Annotated in this window: 13 protein-coding genes and 1 tRNA gene; 8 read left to right on the plus strand and 6 right to left on the minus strand. The window is 48.1% G+C overall.

Annotated elements, in window-relative coordinates:
- The first annotated feature begins 9 nt into the window (after positions 1–9).
- The 8 genes from DWX26_RS14865 (at position 10) to DWX26_RS14900 (ending at position 12971) form a co-directional block, all read left to right on the plus strand.
- Positions 10–81: transfer RNA gene (locus DWX26_RS14865), tRNA-Gln, on the plus strand.
- A gap of 153 nt (positions 82–234) precedes the next feature.
- The gene (locus DWX26_RS14870) at positions 235–939 is read left to right on the plus strand and encodes an acyl-[acyl-carrier-protein] thioesterase (protein ID WP_118601702.1); all 705 of its coding nucleotides are present in this window, start codon (positions 235–237) and stop codon (positions 937–939) included.
- 71 nt (positions 940–1010) lie between these two features.
- Complete coding sequence (locus DWX26_RS14875; RefSeq protein WP_118601703.1) at positions 1011–2480, plus strand: nicotinate phosphoribosyltransferase; 1470 nt, start codon at positions 1011–1013, stop codon at positions 2478–2480.
- 22 nt (positions 2481–2502) lie between these two features.
- A complete protein-coding gene (locus DWX26_RS14880; protein ID WP_118601704.1) occupies positions 2503–3354 on the plus strand; it encodes a CvfB family protein in 852 nt (283 codons plus the stop codon).
- Positions 3355–3531: 177 nt separating this feature from the next.
- A complete protein-coding gene (locus DWX26_RS14885; RefSeq protein WP_118601705.1) occupies positions 3532–6708 on the plus strand; it encodes an ATP-binding protein in 3177 nt (1058 codons plus the stop codon).
- A gap of 11 nt (positions 6709–6719) precedes the next feature.
- The gene (locus DWX26_RS14890; protein WP_118601706.1) at positions 6720–10193 is read left to right on the plus strand and encodes a DNA polymerase III subunit alpha; all 3474 of its coding nucleotides are present in this window, start codon (positions 6720–6722) and stop codon (positions 10191–10193) included.
- An 81-nt stretch (positions 10194–10274) separates the two neighbouring features.
- Complete coding sequence (gene pfkA, locus DWX26_RS14895) at positions 10275–11267, plus strand: 6-phosphofructokinase (RefSeq protein ID WP_022462041.1); 993 nt, start codon at positions 10275–10277, stop codon at positions 11265–11267.
- A 123-nt stretch (positions 11268–11390) separates the two neighbouring features.
- Positions 11391–12971, plus strand: a complete 1581-nt coding sequence (locus DWX26_RS14900; protein ID WP_022462042.1) for a glucose-6-phosphate isomerase — start codon at positions 11391–11393, stop codon at positions 12969–12971.
- 139 nt (positions 12972–13110) lie between these two features.
- Here the strand turns inward: DWX26_RS14900 and DWX26_RS14905 are convergent, their stop codons facing one another.
- The 6 genes from DWX26_RS14905 to DWX26_RS14930 all read right to left on the minus strand — a co-directional run bounded on the left by DWX26_RS14905 (position 13111) and on the right by DWX26_RS14930 (position 17667).
- Positions 13111–13611 carry a DUF4368 domain-containing protein gene (locus DWX26_RS14905; RefSeq protein ID WP_117510059.1) on the minus strand — a complete coding sequence of 167 codons (501 nt, stop codon included), beginning with the start codon at positions 13609–13611 and terminating at the stop codon, positions 13111–13113.
- Between the two features lie 6 nt (positions 13612–13617).
- A complete protein-coding gene (locus DWX26_RS14910) occupies positions 13618–14520 on the minus strand; it encodes a sensor histidine kinase (RefSeq protein ID WP_055267777.1) in 903 nt (300 codons plus the stop codon).
- Between the two features lie 11 nt (positions 14521–14531).
- Positions 14532–15269 carry an ABC transporter permease gene (locus tag DWX26_RS14915; protein ID WP_055267780.1) on the minus strand — a complete coding sequence of 246 codons (738 nt, stop codon included), beginning with the start codon at positions 15267–15269 and terminating at the stop codon, positions 14532–14534.
- A gap of 15 nt (positions 15270–15284) precedes the next feature.
- Entirely contained in the window at positions 15285–15971 is a 687-nt protein-coding gene (locus DWX26_RS14920) for an ABC transporter permease (RefSeq protein WP_117510060.1), read from the minus strand.
- Positions 15949–16887, minus strand: coding sequence for an ABC transporter ATP-binding protein (locus DWX26_RS14925; protein ID WP_055267784.1), 939 nt, complete (start codon positions 16885–16887; stop codon positions 15949–15951). The genes DWX26_RS14920 and DWX26_RS14925 overlap by 23 nt, the downstream gene beginning before the upstream one ends.
- Before the next feature lie 96 nt (positions 16888–16983).
- A complete protein-coding gene (locus DWX26_RS14930) occupies positions 16984–17667 on the minus strand; it encodes a response regulator transcription factor (RefSeq protein WP_055267786.1) in 684 nt (227 codons plus the stop codon).
- Positions 17668–17946: the final 279 nt, after the last annotated feature.

Below are 17946 nucleotides of genomic sequence, written 5' to 3' on the forward strand. Positions count from 1 at the left end.
GCAAGGCAATGGGCTATCGCCAAACGGTAAGGCAACGGACTCTGACTCCGTCAGTTCCTGGTTCGAATCCAGGTAGCCCAGCTCATTGAAAGGTCTCAGGTCTCGTACCTGAGGCCTTTTTCGATTTGTGCAGGCAATGAGCCAAAGTCTGTGTTTGCTCGAAACTTTGGCGAATATCCGCTTGACAAAACATTTTCGGTCAAAGATTAAAAATACAGCAGGAGGAACGAAACGATGAAGTATTCCTTTACAAGCAGAATCCGCTACAGCGAAATCGGTGAGGACGGAAATCTCACCCTGCCGGGGCTGATCAATTACTTTCAGGACTGCAGTACCTTCCAGTCGGAAGCGATCGGCGAGGGCGTTGCGGAGCTCAAAAAACGAGGCTGTGCCTGGGTGCTGTCCGCGTGGCAGATTCATGTGCGCCGCAATCCATCCCTCGGTGAAGCGGTAAAAATCACTACATGGGCGAGCGGCTTCAAAGGATTTCTTGGCATGCGTAACTTCACGATGGAAACAGAAGACGGCGAAATGCTCGCCTGTGCCAACTCCATCTGGTCTTACGTCAATATGGAAACGGGTCATCCCGTCCGCGCACCGAAAGAGACGACAGACGCCTACGGCATTGACGATCCGATCGACGAGGATTTCGGCGAGCGCAAAGTGAAAATGCCGGAAGCAGATTTCATCGGCGAACCGTTCCCGGTGCGGCCGCACAACCTCGATACGAACCACCACGTCAATAACGCACAGTTCATTTCCCTTGCCGGTGAATGCCTTCCGAAGAACTTCACCGTGCGCCGGATGCGCGCCGAATACAAACAGCAGGCGCACCTCGGCGATGTCCTGCATCCGCTGTGCGCCGAGACGGAAAACGGCTGTTTTATCTCGCTGAACGATGAAAAAGGACAGCCATACGTAGTTGTGGAATTTCAATGATTGTGGTACAATCGGAAAGAATAAGATACGATACGAACGTAATAAACACAATGAGGAAAGGGGAATTTGCCATGAGAGCGCAGAACCTTACACTGTTAACCGATTTATATGAACTTACCATGATGCAGGGCTACTACGAGAACCCGTCCGATCAGATCGTGGTATTTGATGCATTTTACAGAAAGAATCCATGCGGCGGCGCATACGCCGTATGTGCAGGACTTGAGCAGGTAATCGAGTATGTCCGCGATCTTCACTTTTCACCGGATGACATCGACTATCTCCGTTCCCTCCATATTTTCAACGATGATTTCCTGGAGTATTTAAGAGGCTTCCATTTCACCGGAGATATCTATGCGATCCCGGAAGGAACTGTCGTATTCCCAAGAGAACCGCTCTTAAAAGTTGTCGCTCCGATCATGGAGGCACAGCTTGTAGAGACCGCGATTCTGAACATGATCAACCATCAGAGCCTGATCGCGACGAAAGCATCCCGCGTTGTTTACGCGGCAAAGGGCGACGGCATCATGGAGTTTGGACTCCGCCGTGCACAGGGACCGGATGCCGGTATCTACGGCGCGCGTGCTGCCATGATCGGCGGCTGCATCGGAACCTCCAATGTCCTGACCGGACAGATGTTTGACGTTCCAGTCAAGGGAACCCACGCACACAGCTGGATCATGAGCTTCCCGGATGAGTACACCGCATTCAAAACGTATGCGAAAATGTATCCGGAAGCCTGCATTCTTCTCGTAGACACCTACGATGTTCTCGAATCCGGTGTTCCGAATGCGATCCGCGTTTTCAAAGAGATGAGAGCAGAGGGCTTACCGATGAAGGGCTACGGCATCCGCATCGACAGCGGTGACCTGGCTTACCTGTCGAAAAAAGCATATCAGATGCTCGAGGCAGAAGGTTTCGGCGATGCCATCATTTCCGCATCCAGCGACCTCGATGAGTACCTGATCGACAGCCTGAAAACCCAGGGTGCGAAGATCAATTCCTGGGGTGTTGGTACAAACCTGATTACTTCCGGCGACTGGCCGGCATTCGGCGGCGTTTATAAGCTGGCGGCTGCAAAAGAGAAAGAGGATGCCGAGTTTACACCGAAGATCAAGCTGTCTGAGAACTCGGAAAAGGTAACAAATCCGGGCAACAAGACCATTTACCGCATCTATGATAAAGAAACCGGAAAGATTCGTGCAGACCTGATCTGTCTTGCGGGCGAGACCTTCGACGAGAGCAAAGATATGATTATCTTCGATCCGATTGAGACCTGGAAAAAGACGAAGATCAAGGGCGGAACCTATACATTAAGAGAGCTCCTTGTTCCGGTTTTCCAGAAGGGCGCATGCGTCTACACTTCTCCGTCTGTGATGGAGATCCGTGACATCTGCACCAGAGAAAAAGATACTCTCTGGGAGGAGTCAAAACGTCTGGTCAATCCGCATGAGGTTTATGTGGATCTGTCCGACAAGCTGTACCACATCAAGAGCAGCCTGCTCGAGGAGATGAGCATGAAGGCTCTCGACGAGCAGTAAGATAAGGGAGAAAGGAAATTTCATGTTAAATATAGGAAGAAAGCAAAGGCTGGTAGTAGTAAAGAAAGTAGAATTCGGTATTTATCTTGGGGAGACCCGGGAAGCAGGCGAGAAGGAACGCGTTCTTCTGCCGATCAAACAGGTGCCGGAAGGAACAAAAGAGGGAGATGAGCTGGAAGTATTTCTGTACCGCGATTCCAGCGACCGTCTGATTGCGACAACCAGAGAGCCGAAGCTGGTGCTTGGAGAGCTGGCTGTCTTAAACGTAGCTGCTACCGGAAAGATCGGAGCATTTCTGGACTGGGGTCTGGAAAAAGATCTGTTTCTTCCGTTTAAACAGCAGACCCGCCGCCTCCATCCAGGTGATGAGGTTCTGGTTTCCCTCTACATCGACAAGAGCGACCGTCTCTGCGCAACGATGAAGGTTTACCATTTCCTGAAAACCAATTCTCCGTACGTCGTAAGCGATATCGTAAAGGGAAGAATCTACGAGATCAGCGGAAACTTCGGCGTTTTCGTTGCTGTTGATGACCGCTACTCCGGCCTGATTCCAAAGAGAGAAGCACAGGCAGACTATCATGTCGGCCAGGAACTTGAGTGCCGCGTTACAGAAGTCAAAGAGGACGGAAAACTCTCCCTGTCCGCACGCGGAAAAGCGTACGAGCAGATCGCAATCGATGCAGAGAGCGTTCTTTCTGTGATCGAGGAATTTGCAGGTGTCCTTCCATTTGATGACAAAGCATCACCGGAAGTGATTCAGAGAGAATTCGGCCTCAGCAAAGCAGCATTTAAGCGCGCGGTCGGCCATCTGATGAAAGAAAAACAGGTTGTCATCCGCGACGGTAAAATCTGGACGGCAGAAAAAGCAAAATAAGAAAAAATCGGGCACTGGACAGGAAGCACATCCTCTCCGGTGTCCGTTTTTTTGTGTCAGACAGCAGATAAAATTTTGAAATTTTTTCTGCGCCCGGTTTGCGGTTGCGCGAAGAGAGGATTGCGCTTATAATATGATCTATATGACAAAAAGTGACACAGGATCTGATGGAGAGCGATGAAGAAAAAGAAAAGTAAGAAAAAAACATCTTTTATTTCCAAAACCGCAATGACGGTTTTAACGATCATTCTGATTATTCTGTTTTTCTGCATTATGTCGATGGTCGAGAAAATACAGGGAACGGCCCGCGTTGTCAACTATGCCGGTCTGGTGCGCGGAAAAACGCAGCGGATTATCAAGCTGGAGAATGCGGGAGAACCGCAGGATACGATGATTGCAGACATCAACGCTTATATCGACGGTCTGCGGAACGGAAGCAGCGAGCTGGATCTGGTGCGCCTGGATGACCGGGATTTTCAGGATAAGATGACTGAGCTGGCATCGTATTTTGAAGAGCTGAAGGCAGAGATTCTGCTGGTGCGTGAAAAAGGATATGAGAATACCGCGATTATCGAAAAGAGTGAGACCTTTTTCAAAATCTGTGACGAGGCGACGGGCCTTGCGGAAGCGTATTCGCAGAGAATGGCGTCTTCGCTGAAGAAGCTGGAGCAGGTGGTAGTAGGAGATATCATCGGTCTGGTGTTTGTCATCGGCATGGAGCTGATCAAGGCCGTCCGCTATGCGGCGGTGAACCGTATTCTGCAGAAGAAAGTCTATCTCGATGAGGCGACGGGCCTGCCAAATAAAAATAAATGCGAAGAGATTCTGGAGGGAAGCGACGGAGGAGAAGAAATTTCCGGCGTGTATGCGGTCTGCGTGTTTGACCTCAACAATCTGCGCACGATCAACAACAGTCTGGGTCACGACAAGGGAGACGAATATATCCGTTCCTTTGCCGTTCAGCTTCGAAAAGCAGTCCCGGAGGAGTATTTCGTCGGAAGAAACGGCGGAGATGAGTTTCTTGCCATTCTGCGCGGACTGAACCGCGAAGAAGTGGAAGCGTGCATGAATCACATCCGCACGCAGACGGCAGAATATTCCCGCCAGCACCCGGAGATGCCGATCAGCTACGCCGGAGGCTATGCACTGTCCACGGAATTTGAAGACTGTGATATCCGGGAACTGTTCCGCCATGCGGATCAGAACATGTATATCGACAAAAACCGCGCGAAGATGGAAGAAGCCGCCGCAGAGCGGAAGATCAGCCTGGAAGCGCTGGACGTCGTAAAGAAAAAGGGATACCATTTTTCCAACTGTATTTACTGCAATGCAAGACAGGACCAGTACCGGATTCTGCGTGCCGTTTCGGGCTTTTTCCTTGCCGAGGACGGCAGCTATACCGGTGCGGCCGAGCATATTGTGCAGGGCATCACGGATGAGGAAAAGAGAAAGGAAATGCGTAGAATGCTGGATCTTACCCATCTGAAGGAGTGCTATCAGAAGGGAGAAGAGAGCGTAGAAATTCTGTACGAGTATCAGGAGGGCAGCGAAGGGGAAGCGCTCTGCCGGGGAAAAGTCACCATTCTGTTCTACGACGCGGCCGAGGACGGCGGACTGCACCATTTTCTGATGGGCTTTGAGCGGTTCCGCTCCAATGGGGAAGCTGCTCGGAATGAAAAAGAACAGCTCGACCAATACTATGAACAGATGAAACAGTCGATCATTGAAAACAGCCACTACGCCGAGGCACTTCTCGAGACGGCCGAGGCCGTGTTCGCCGTTGATCTGACGAATGATTCGCTGGAGCAGATTTTTTACCACAGCGGGCAGAAGAAATTTGACCTCAATATAGATCTGCCGTGTTCCTACGAGAAATACTGCGGGGAATGCAGTGCGTTTGTCGCGGAGGAGACATTGGAATCATACCGCATTGTGGATTCCTCGAAGAAACTGCTGCAGCGCTTTGAAAACGGAGATAAGCAGGTAGTCGTGGAGTATCAGGAAACAGATGAGTCCGGCAGAAGAATATGGTTGCAGAAGACGGTTCTTATGTCACAGGATACCGTCTACGACCGAAAGACAAAGCGGGAGAGCGTTGTGGTACACGGCATGATCCTTTTCCGTGATACGTCAGAGTTCCACAGCCGGGAAGAGAGGGAGAAGATACAGCTTCAGGATGCCTTTAGAGCTGCAGACAGTGCAAGTCGTGCAAAAACAGAATTTATGAACCGCATGAGCCACGATGTGCGCACGCCGATCAATGGCATTATGGGCATGCTGGATATCATCCGCAAAAACCGGCAGGATGAGGCAAAAGTGGACGACTGCCTCGATAAAATCAATCTTTCCGCAAGCCATCTGCTGGCACTCGTCAACGATGTGCTCGATATGAATAAGCTGGAGTCCGGAAAAGAGACGATCGAGAGCGCTTCTTTTGATCTGACGCATCTGATGGATGATGTGGCATCCCTTGTCAATGCGCAGATTACGGAGATGGGCATTACCCACCGTATGCACCGCGGTGAGCTGACGCACACGAGACTGATCGGCAGTCCGCTGCGCCTGCGGCAGATTATGCTGAATCTCTTCAGCAATGCAATCAAGTACAACAAGCCGGGCGGAACGATCGATACGTATGCGGGCGAAGTCTCCTGCGACGGAACCCGGGTCGTCTACGAGTTCCGCATCATGGACAGCGGCATCGGAATGAGCAGCGAATTTATCGAAAAAGAGCTGTTCCATCCGTTCACACAGGAGAAGTCCGGTGCGAGAACGCAGTACAAGGGAACGGGCCTTGGCATGTCGATCGTCAAAGAACTGATCGAAAAAATGCAGGGCACGATCGAGGTAACGAGCCAGCAGGGCGTCGGAACGACGTATGTATTCCGGCTTCCGTTTTACATTGACTGCGAGGGACAGCGGATTCAGGAAGTAAAGACACGGATCGCAGGAAAAGAGCTTGTCCGTTTCCACGTTCTGCTTGTCGAGGATAATGAGATCAACATGGAAATCGCCGAGTTTTACCTGACCGATCACGGTGCGACGGTGGAAGAGGCATGGAACGGCCGCGAGGCGGTCGAAAAGTATGCGGCGAATCCGCAGAAATTTGATGTGATTTTAATGGATCTGATGATGCCTGTGATGGGCGGTCTTGAGGCAGCGCGGCAGATCCGCACCATGGGGCTTCCGGAAGCAAAACAAGTCCCGATCATCCCGATGACGGCGCAGTCCTCCGAAGAGAGTAAAGAGGGATGCCGCGCAGCGGGCATGAACAGCCATCTGACCAAGCCGATCGAGCCGGACAGCCTGGTGCAGACGATCTTGGAGACAACGGAACATGCCTTTGGAAAATAGAGGAGAAAACGATGAGTTTTACGCATTTACATGTACATACCGAATACAGCCTTCTGGACGGATCGAACAAGATCAAAGAGTACGTTGCCAGAGTCAAGGAGCTTGGCATGAACAGCGCCGCGATCACCGATCACGGCGTCATGTTCGGCTGTATCGATTTTTATAAAGAAGCCCGCGCGCAGGGCATCAAGCCGATCCTCGGCTGTGAGGTTTACGTGGCGCCGGGTTCCCGTTTCGACCGCGAAACCAGCCGCGGAGAGGACCGGTACTACCATCTGGTTCTGCTGGCGGAAAATAATACGGGCTATTCCAATCTGATGAAGATTGTTTCGGCGGGCTTTATCGATGGATTTTACTATAAGCCGCGTGTCGACATGGAGATTCTGGAAAAGTATCACGAGGGCATTATCGCGCTTTCCGCCTGCCTTGCAGGTGAGGTGGCGCGTGCGATGGTGCGGAACCAGTACGAGATGGGAAAAGAGGCCGCACTGCGGTATGAGAAGATTTTCGGAAAAGGCAATTTCTTCCTGGAACTGCAGGATCACGGCATCTCGGAGCAGCGGATGGTCAATCAGCAGCTGATGCGCCTTTCGGCAGAAACCGGCATCGAGCTGGTGGCGACGAATGATATTCACTACACGTACGCAGAAGATGCGGATTCCCACGATATTCTTCTGTGCCTGCAGACCGGAAAGAAGATCACGGATGAGGACCGCATGCGCTACGAGGGCGGCCAGTATTTCGTGAAATCCGAGGCGGAGATGGCATCGCTCTTCCCGTATGCACCGCAGGCAATCGAAAATACACAGAAAATTGCAGACCGGTGTAATGTGGAGATCGAATTTGGTGTCACAAAACTTCCGAAATTCGATGTGCCGGAGGGATACACTTCCTGGGAATACTTAAATAAGCTCTGCTACGACGGCCTCGAGGAACGGTATCACCCGGCGACGGATGAACTGAAAGCGCGGCTGAAATACGAGCTTGATACGATCAAAACGATGGGTTACGTCGATTACTTCCTGATCGTGTGGGATTTCATCAAATTTGCGCGCGACCACGACATCATGGTCGGACCGGGACGAGGATCGGCGGCCGGAAGTATTGTTTCCTACACCCTTGGCATCACGCAGCTGGACCCGATGCGGTACCAGCTCCTGTTCGAGCGTTTCCTGAACCCGGAACGAGTTACCATGCCTGATATCGACGTGGATTTCTGTTTCGAACGCCGCCCGGAGGTCATCGACTATGTAACGAGAAAATACGGCAAGGACCGCGTTGTACAGATCGTCACATTCGGTACACTGGCGGCGCGCGGTGTCATCCGAGATGTCGGCCGTGTGCTGGATATGCCGTATGCACAGGTCGATTCGATCGCGAAGATGATTCCGAATGAGCTGAATATCACGATCGACAAGGCACTGCAGATGAACCACGAGCTGCGGGAGCTGTATCAGGGAGATGAAGAAGTTGCCCATCTGATTGATATGTCACGGAGACTGGAGGGTCTGCCGCGTCATACATCCATGCATGCTGCAGGCGTTGTCATCGGTTCGCGGCCGCTGGTCGAATTTGTGCCGCTCTCCAGAGGAAGCGACGGAACGATTGTCACGCAGTTTACCATGACGACACTCGAGGAGCTGGGACTTCTGAAAATGGACTTCTTAGGGCTTCGGACCCTCACCGTGATCCAGAATGCAACGAAACTTGCGGAGCGGTACAGCGGGAAAAAGATGGATCTGCTTCAGATTGATTACAACGATCCGAACGTGCTCGGCATGATCGGCGCATCGAAAACGGTCGGTGTGTTCCAGCTCGAGAGTGCGGGAATGAAAAACTTCATGAAGGAGTTAAAACCGCAGAGCCTCGAGGATATCATCGCCGGAATTTCCCTGTACCGGCCGGGCCCGATGGATTTTATTCCGCAGTACATCAAAGGAAAAAACAACCCGGAATCCGTTACGTACGATACGCCGCTCTTAAAACCGATTCTGGAGCCGACGTACGGCTGTATCGTCTACCAGGAACAGGTTATGCAGATCGTACAGGCACTGGCGGGCTATTCGCTTGGACGGGCTGATCTGGTGCGCCGTGCGATGTCGAAGAAAAAGGCATCCGTCATGGAAAAGGAGCGCCAGAACTTCGTCTATGGAAACGAGGCGGAGGGCGTGCCGGGCTGTATCAAAAACGGCATTGACGAGAAGACAGCGAACAAGATCTATGATGAGATGATCGACTTCGCGAAATACGCCTTCAACAAATCCCATGCGGCGGCGTACGCGTTCGTATCGTACCAGACGGCATGGCTGAAATACTATTACCCGGTTGAGTTCATGGCGGCTCTGATGACCTCCTGCATCGATAACCCGGGAAAAGTCGCAGAGTATATCTTGAGTTCCCGCCAGATGGGCATTTCCATTCTGCCGCCGGACATCAACCGAAGCGAAGGAAAATTCACGGTAGACGGCCAGGCGATCCGCTATGGCATGGCGGCGGTCAAAGGCATCGGAAAGCCGGTCATGGAGGCGATCGTGGAGGAGCGGAGTGCAAACGGACCGTTCCGCTCGTTAAAGGATTTCGCGGAGCGTCTGAGCGGAAAAGAAGTCAACAAGCGGACCGTCGAGAACTTTATCAAGGCGGGCGCATTCGACTGCTTCGGCGTGACGAGAAAGCAGCTCATGTTCGTCTACGCCAATGTGCTCGATGATGTGGCGCGCGAGAAAAAAGATTCGTTAAGCGGCCAGATGAGTCTGTTTGACTTCGTAGACGAGACGACCAAACGGTCGTATGAAACGGTGTACCCGGATGTCGGAGAATACGAAAAGAGTGATCTTTTAGCGCTCGAAAAAGAGGTGCTCGGCATCTACGTCAGCGGTCATCCGCTCGAGGAGCAGGAGGAGTGCTGGCGGAAGAACATTTCCGCGGTAACGACAGACTTCCAGCCGGATGAGGAGACGGGTTTCCCATCCGTCACCGACGGCGCGAAAGAGATTGTCGGCGGCATTATCACGGATAAAAAAATCAAATATACAAAGAATAACAAGACAATGGCATTTCTCACACTCGAGGACCTCGTCGGCAGTATGGAAATCGTCGTATTCCCGCGCGATTACGAGAAAAACGCAGCGATGATGCAGACCGATGCGCGTGTCTTCATCCAGGGCCGTGTTTCCGCGGAGGATGATAAGCCGAGCAAGCTGATCTGCGAGAAAATTTTCCCGTTTGCAGGCATCCCGAAAGAGCTCTGGATCCAGTTCCCGGACAAGGAAACGTACGAGAGAGAAGTGGCGGATCTGTACCAGATGCTGCATGAATCCGACGGCAAGGACAGCGTGATTCTCTACATCAAATCGATCAAAGCGATGAAAAAACTGCCGCCGAGCCGCAATGTGCAGGCAGATGCCCGTCTGGTGGCGTCACTTCAGGCAAAATTCGGTACCGGAAACGTGAAAGTTGTAGAAAAGAGTATTGAAAAAAGGGCCTGAATGCTTTAAAATAAAACTGTGTGTGATTAATAAATAAAACTACTCGTTTATTAATGTGTGTGATGAGATGGAGGAATTCATATGGCAACGACTAACAAGGTAAAGACAATCGGAGTGCTTACCAGCGGTGGTGATGCACCAGGTATGAACGCAGCGATCCGTGCAGCCGTAAGAAGAGGTCTGCAGAAGGGCGTTCAGATGAAAGGTATCCTGAAAGGCTACGACGGACTGATGAACGAAGAAATCATCGACATGACAGCCCGCGATGTATCCGACACCATCGAGCGCGGAGGTACTATCCTTTATACAGCCCGCTGCGCAGAGATGCGTACACCGGAAGGCCAGAAACGTGCTGCAGATGTCTGCAGAAAACACGGCATCGACGGACTGGTAGTTATCGGCGGAGACGGATCTTTTGCAGGAGCGCAGAAACTGGCAGCTCTTGGAATTAACACCGTAGGTGTACCGGGAACCATCGACCTGGATATCGCCTGCACAGAATATACCATCGGTTTTGATACCGCGGTAAACACTGCAATGGAAGCCATTGATAAAGTAAGAGATACTTCCACTTCCCATGAGAGATGCTCGATCATCGAGGTTATGGGACGTAATGCCGGATACATCGCTCTGTGGTGCGGTATCGCAAACGGCGCAGAGGATATCCTGCTTCCGGAGAAATACGATTACGATGAGCAGAAGATCATCAACAACATCATCGAGAACCGTAGAAAAGGCAAAAAACATCATATCATCGTAAATGCTGAGGGCATCGGCCATTCCACCAGCATGGCGCGCAGAATCGAAGCTGCAACCGGCATCGAGACCCGTGCAACGATCCTTGGACATATGCAGCGTGGAGGAAGCCCGACATGTAAAGACCGTGTATATGCGTCCATCATGGGTGCTTACGCAGTTGACCTTCTTCTGGAAGGCAAAACAGACCGCGTTGTTGCATACAAGAACGGTGAGTATGTAGATTACGATATCGATGAGGCACTGTCCATGACAAAGACTCTGCCGGAATATCAGTGGGAGATCGCAAGAGCTCTTTCTTATAACTATACGAAATAAAAAAGTATCACGAAACAGACTGTTTTTAGCAAGCAGTCTGTTTCATTGGTATAATAGCGGGAATAAAAATGTTTCCGCGGACGGAATAGAGAGACAAAATAAAAAAACAGGAGGAACTTAACAATGGTTACCTGGAACAATCTTGATAAACTGGCTTCTTTTGAGGAGCTGAAAAAAGTGGAGCGTGTCAATCTTGCCGAGGTGATGTCCGGCGAAAACGGAGCAGAGCGCGTAAAATCTTACAGCGTTCCGATGGCAGAAGGACTTGCGTATAACTACGCAGCAAAACAGGTGAATGAGGATGTCCTTGCCGCACTCGTAAAACTGGCAGAAGAGGCACAGCTTTCTGAAAAATTTGAGGAGCTTTACAACGGTGCTGTCATCAACACCGGAGAGAACCGTCTCGTGCTTCATCAGCTGACCCGCGGCCAGCTCGGAAACACCGTTACGGCAGACGGCGTAGACAAACGTGCTTTCTACGTAGAGCAGCAGAACCGCATCGCAGAGTTTGCGAACAAAGTACATGCAGGTGAGATCACCAACGCAGCAGGTGAAAAATTCACCACCGTTGTGCAGATCGGTATCGGCGGAAGCGACCTTGGCCCGCGTGCGATGTATCTGGCTCTGGAAAACTGGGCAAAGAAAAACGGCTGCTTCAAAATGGAAGCAAAATTCATCAGCAACGTTGACCCGGATGACGCAGCAGCTGTTCTGAATTCGATCGACGTAGCACATTCCATCTTCGTTCTGGTATCCAAATCCGGAACCACACTGGAGACTCTGACCAATGAGTCCTTCGTAAAAGACGCTCTGAAAAATGCAGGCCTGGATGCATCCAAGCATATGATCGCCGTTACCAGTGAGACTTCTCCGCTGGCAAAGAGCGACGACTATCTGGCAGCATTCTTCATGGATGACTATATCGGAGGCCGTTATTCTTCCACATCCGCAGTCGGCGGCGCTGTTCTGTCCCTGGCTTTCGGACCGGAAGTATTCGCAGCATTCCTCGAGGGCGCTGCAGCAGAAGATAAACTTTCTGCAAACAAAGACGTATTACAGAACCCGGAGATGCTCGATGCGCTGATCGGTGTTTACGAGAGAAACGTTCTTGGCTATCCAAGCACTGCAGTTCTTCCGTACTCCCAGGCACTGAACCGTTTCCCGGCTCACTTACAGCAGGTAGATATGGAGTCCAACGGTAAATCGGTCAACCGCTTCGGCGAGCCGGTCAATTACCCGACCGGTCCGGTTCTCTTCGGCGAGCCAGGTACCAACGGACAGCATTCCTTCTATCAGCTGCTGCATCAGGGAACTGATATCGTTCCGCTGCAGTTTGTAGGATTCCGCAATAACCAGATGGAGACCGATGTCGACATCCAGGGCAGCACCAGCCAGCAGAAACTCTGCGCAAACGTAGCAGCTCAGATCGTTGCATTTGCCTGCGGTAAAGCAGATGAGAATAAAAACAAAAACTTCGAAGGCGGCCGTCCGTCCAGCATCATCATCGGAGATCAGGTAAATCCGAAGACGCTGGGAGCACTGCTTGCACACTTCGAGAATAAGATCATGTTCCAGGGATTCCTGTGGAACGTAAACAGCTTCGACCAGGAGGGCGTCCAGCTTGGTAAAGTCCTTGCAAAACGCGTTCTGGCTCATGAGACAGACGGAGCACTGAAGGTATTCAGTGATCTGCTCAATATCTAAAAGCGTTATTTTCTGATCAGAAAAGGCGTCCTGTGAAAAAAATCTCCCGGAAAAACTCCGGGAGATTTCAGACTATAGACAAAGCCCTGCTTAGGGGCGGTGACGTAAGAAAACATTTATGTGAGAGAATCGGCGTAGTTTAGGCTACGCCGGTTTTCTTTTCTTTTTGGGCTGCTTGGGATTGCTCCCTTGCGTCCTCAAAATCAAATGCACCAATGAAGTTATAGACGATCTCGATTTCTCTGACCTTGATGCGCGGCTCATTCTCGTCCGGCGTATAAACCTCGGAGATATAAATTTTCTCCACAAACTCCCGGAGAACAGAGGCGTCAAGCTGCTGCATATCAGTGTACTTCCTGACCGCTGCAATAAACTGTCTGACATTGACTTTCTGCTTTTCCTGTTCCTTGACTTCTTGCCGAAGATATTCGACAAGGTTTGTAAGGTTAGTCTGTTCCAATTCATAGTCACGGGACAGTATATCAGCATGGCGGCTCCCTCCGTGGGCCGCCGATCCTGCGCTGGGCAAAGAGAAGCGGCGGCCTTGATTTCTCAAAGCCGCCGCTGGTTTTATGGGCGTGTCAAAAGGGCTGTTGTACGACGGCTTTTTTTCTTTGCCGTCGCCCGGCAGTTGAAACAATACTGTTTATTTGATTTCCAATGAAATGGTTAGTGTATCATTTTCAATTTTAGCGAACACATTGCCGCCGAGCTTGTCAGTTAATAGTTTTACCACAGCAAGCCCCACTCCTGTACCGCTATTATGCCTTGATTTGTCCCCGGTATAAAATCTTTCAAATAGTCGGTTTGGGTCTATTTCCACCTTACTATCAATGGGATTTTCAATGATAAAAATAGCACTCTTTTCTTTGCCTTGCTTCAAGTCAATTTTAATCGAGCCAGAGGAATATCGAATAGCATTTATAATAAGATTTTGAAAAATACGTTCTACCATACCATAGTCCGAATGGAGATAAACGGAATGATCTGGCAGACCAATTACAGGAGATATGCCTTTTGCTTCCAATGCTGGGGCGTTCTCTGTGATAAGATTTATCAGCAAATTTGTTAAGTTGAAATCTTCACGCACAGGAGTTACTTCTTTTGCGTCTATTACAGAAACATCGTAAAAGGTTTGTATCAGCGCTTTCATTCTTTCTGCTTTATTATAAATGGTTTCTATACGCTGTGTTTGACCTGCTGATAAATTCTCCTTTTTTAATAATTGTAAATGGCCAAGTATTACCGTCAGAGGGGTACGCAAGTCATGTGAAATATTAGCAATGGACTCTTTCAAATACATTTCGTGCCGTAATGTGCTTGCAATGGACTGTCTTTGCTTTTCATTATACTGGTTTAATACTGCGGCCAGTTGTTCTATATCTTTATCAACAAGAGAGATGTCCAGCATCTTTTCCGATTTTCCAGTTGTAAGATCGGTCATTTGTTTCGATAGATTACGGATTTGTCTTTTGATTTGCACATATTTGAAAAGCACTACTATCAAGACTGCGATAACTAAAATTAACAACAGCTTTATTCCAGACACCTCCCTCCTTGTTATTTGAGTTCACATTTGCGAAAGCTAATCCATGAAAAGGTTATCAAAGCAACTATCCAAACAACGCCAACTAAAATGGCCCATGGCAAAAAATAGGTCACAGAAAAAACCGCTTCCCGTATCTGATAGGTTGCCAAAAATGCAACAGGAAGATCAAACATCATTCCATACCCAAGATAAAGGCTAAGAACAAAAGTGACTAAAGCGGTAACAGCTATTGCTCTTGCAGAGCTTCTTAACCAAAAAACAATCCAGATTGCAATAAGAAAAGTCGCACTGTTCAAAAGCAGAGAATATAAAATCGCCTTACTGACCTGATAACAAAGGTTGCCTGCTTCGGTAATACCAAAGCGGACACTTTCTCTTATACAACCAGCCACAGGATAAACAAGAGCCATGATATTAAATGCAATTAAGTATGAGATTACTTTAGCAAAGAAAATGGTTTTTCTCGAATGTCCTGCATTGACCTCAAGATCAATCGTCCGACTGGAAAATTCCTGTCCTAAAATCAGAGCTAAAATACTGGATATAATAATCAGGAGAAAGGTTGAATCGTAAACCATTCCATTAAAAATATCTGCGAGGGATGTAGCAGCCCCACCCATAGGCCCCATAGCTTCCGGGACATAAGTATCTGCGGTAAAAAAACCAATCAAAAATATCCCTATTAAACCGCACCAATAAAAGATATTATGTGATAATTGATATTTTTCCATTTTCAGTAAGTTGTTCATTCCCACACCTCCTTGTTATTTCAAATCCGAGCGTCGGAACCACAGATAAGTACCTAAGCATAATGCCAGTACCCATAAAAAATCTGAAAACATGAATTGCCCGCCGGATATGTTGGATTGTTGCAATGCCATAAGCCGAAGCTGGCCCATAGGCAATATTTGTGAGATAAGCTGCACTTGATCTCCATTCATCAAAAAGACCATTAAGAAAAAGAGTACCATCGGCACAGCCATACTCTTTCCTATATCACGGAAAATGAAGGCAAAGAAAAAAGGTAATAGGCACATTGCAAATTGCGAAGCAATCACCATTACAACTATGCCGATGCTTGCCAATGCTCCTTTAGTGACAAACGTACCAATTATGCTATGTAACAACAGTGGAAAAGACAGGATAACCATGCAGGCGATTTGATGAACTACCAGCTTCGCAAATAGTATCTTTCCGCGTCGATGTCCGGCATTGATATATGATTGTAATGTTCTTCTGCCAAAATCATTTCCAACAAACAGGGCAGAAAAGATGATTGTGAGGAAATATAGGATTGGCATATTGTATATCGAAGCAAAGAAAAGGTTGGATGTTTCCCCAACGCTATCCAGTAACAACACACTACTTAAAAGGAGATTAAACAATCCTATCCCCCAAAAATACCAGCTATGGAACAGCTTATAAAATTCAGCTTTTAGGAGATTTGACATTTCCTGTCCCTCCTATTTTGCTTAAAAAGTAATCTTCTAATGTATCACCGGCCACAGAAAGACCTGTAACGAGAATATGTGCATCTGACAAAGCAGCAGCCACTTTTTCCATATCATCGAGATAATCATATAGGCGAATTATGCCATCTGGCATCAGCTTAAAACTATCTGTGTGTAGCGTTTCTTCCAAAACGATCAGAGCTTTTTGTGGATCAGTTGCCTTTATTGCGATATGCCGTTTGCAACGATCATTTAGTTCTCGATCTGATATTTCTTCGATAATTTTGCCTTTGTCTATTAAAATAAACTCTGATGCTGTCTGATACAGTTCCTCTAAGATATGGCTGGATACCAATATCGTCATTCCGTATTCCTTATTCAAGGACTTTAGCAAATTACGAATTTCCACAATTCCAGCAGGATCAAGCCCATTGATCGGTTCATCCAAAATAAGAAATTCTGGTGTATTTAATAGTGCGATTGCAATACCCAATCGCTGTCGCATCCCCAGCGAAAAATTACGGACAGCTTTTTTCCCGGTATCTTTCAGACCTACCATGTCTAAAGTTTTTTGGATAACTGCTTTGTCAGGGATACCACGTTGGATACGCTGTATCTCCATATTTTGATAAGCGGTCATTGTCGGAAAAAGCGCAGGTGTTTCGATCATGCAACCGATCCGCTTTCTCTGTTCCTGCAATTCCTTTTCGACGGTTTTCCCCCACAACGATAAGGTACCGCTTGTCGGAAACGCTAATCCTGTAACCAATCTCAAAAAGGTGGTCTTTCCTGCTCCATTTTGGCCTATGAAGCCATAAATTTTCCCTTTTTCAATTTTCAAATCAATATGATCTAAGGCAACTGTGTGCCGGTATTCTTTTGTTAAGTCATGTGCTTCCAAAATAACAGAACTCATGTTGTCATCCTCCTTTACATTTTAGTGTAAGGGGAAATCATAAAGAATTTCTTAATTTCTATTTGGAAACCATAAAAAAAGCATAAAGCCAAGAGCTTACCCCTCGGCTTTATGCAAACGGTATCCAATGCCCCACACAGTATCTATAAACTCTTTATCCGGGCAAATGGCTTTCATCTTGTTTCGCAAGTTGCTAATATGGACATTCAAGGTGTTGTCCTCGCTGATATACTCTGTATTCCAAACACTTTGAAACAAATTCGCCTTTGAGAAGATCTTGTCCGGGTATTTCATAAGCAATTCCAGTATAGCAAATTCTTTCGCAGTTAAAGGTAACTCCGCCCCTTGTAGCATAGCTCTGTTGCCGTCTAAATCTAAAACCAAATCATTGCACTTCAAAGATGACGGCGTGCTGTTTTGAAATTGAATCCGGCGTAAGTTGCTTTCAATTCTGGCGAGAACTTCTTCCATATCGAAAGGTTTTGTAATGTAATCATCCGCACCAAGCCGCAACAAATCAATCTTGTTCTGTGTTGTTTCCTTTGCTGAAATTACTATGACAGGAACCGTTGAGAATTTACGAATATCCGCAAGTATAGTATCACCACTCCGATAAGGCAGCATTATATCAAGCAGAATAAGATCAATCTGATGTTCTTGTATGCAGTCTAACACATGAAGCCCATCATACTGACAAAGCACCTCATATCCATTTCCCTGTAAAAAATCAGCCAGCAATTTGCTGATCTCTAAATCATCCTCAACAATCAAAATTTTCATGTTGTTCTATGTTCACCTGCCTTATGTCAGCATTGTACTACACTTTTTATCTCTAATAGATTTAATTATATTTCCTTTCAGGAGAGAATACAAGGCATAAAATATGAATTATTAGATGTTAGAAGAACACATTTCTATTGCTGGGTACACTGGAAATATGAAACCAAAAGCCAGCAAAAGCCCCTCCTGTCTACGCATTTAGGGGGCAAAAAGCCCACGGAAATCACAATGTCATTAACTTTAGCAAAGAGCAGAAATCGTAAGCATTTATAAAACTAT

The organism is Blautia sp. AF19-1 (genome assembly GCF_003479155.1).
In the GTDB taxonomy this organism is placed as follows: domain Bacteria; phylum Bacillota; class Clostridia; order Lachnospirales; family Lachnospiraceae; genus Fusicatenibacter; species Fusicatenibacter saccharivorans.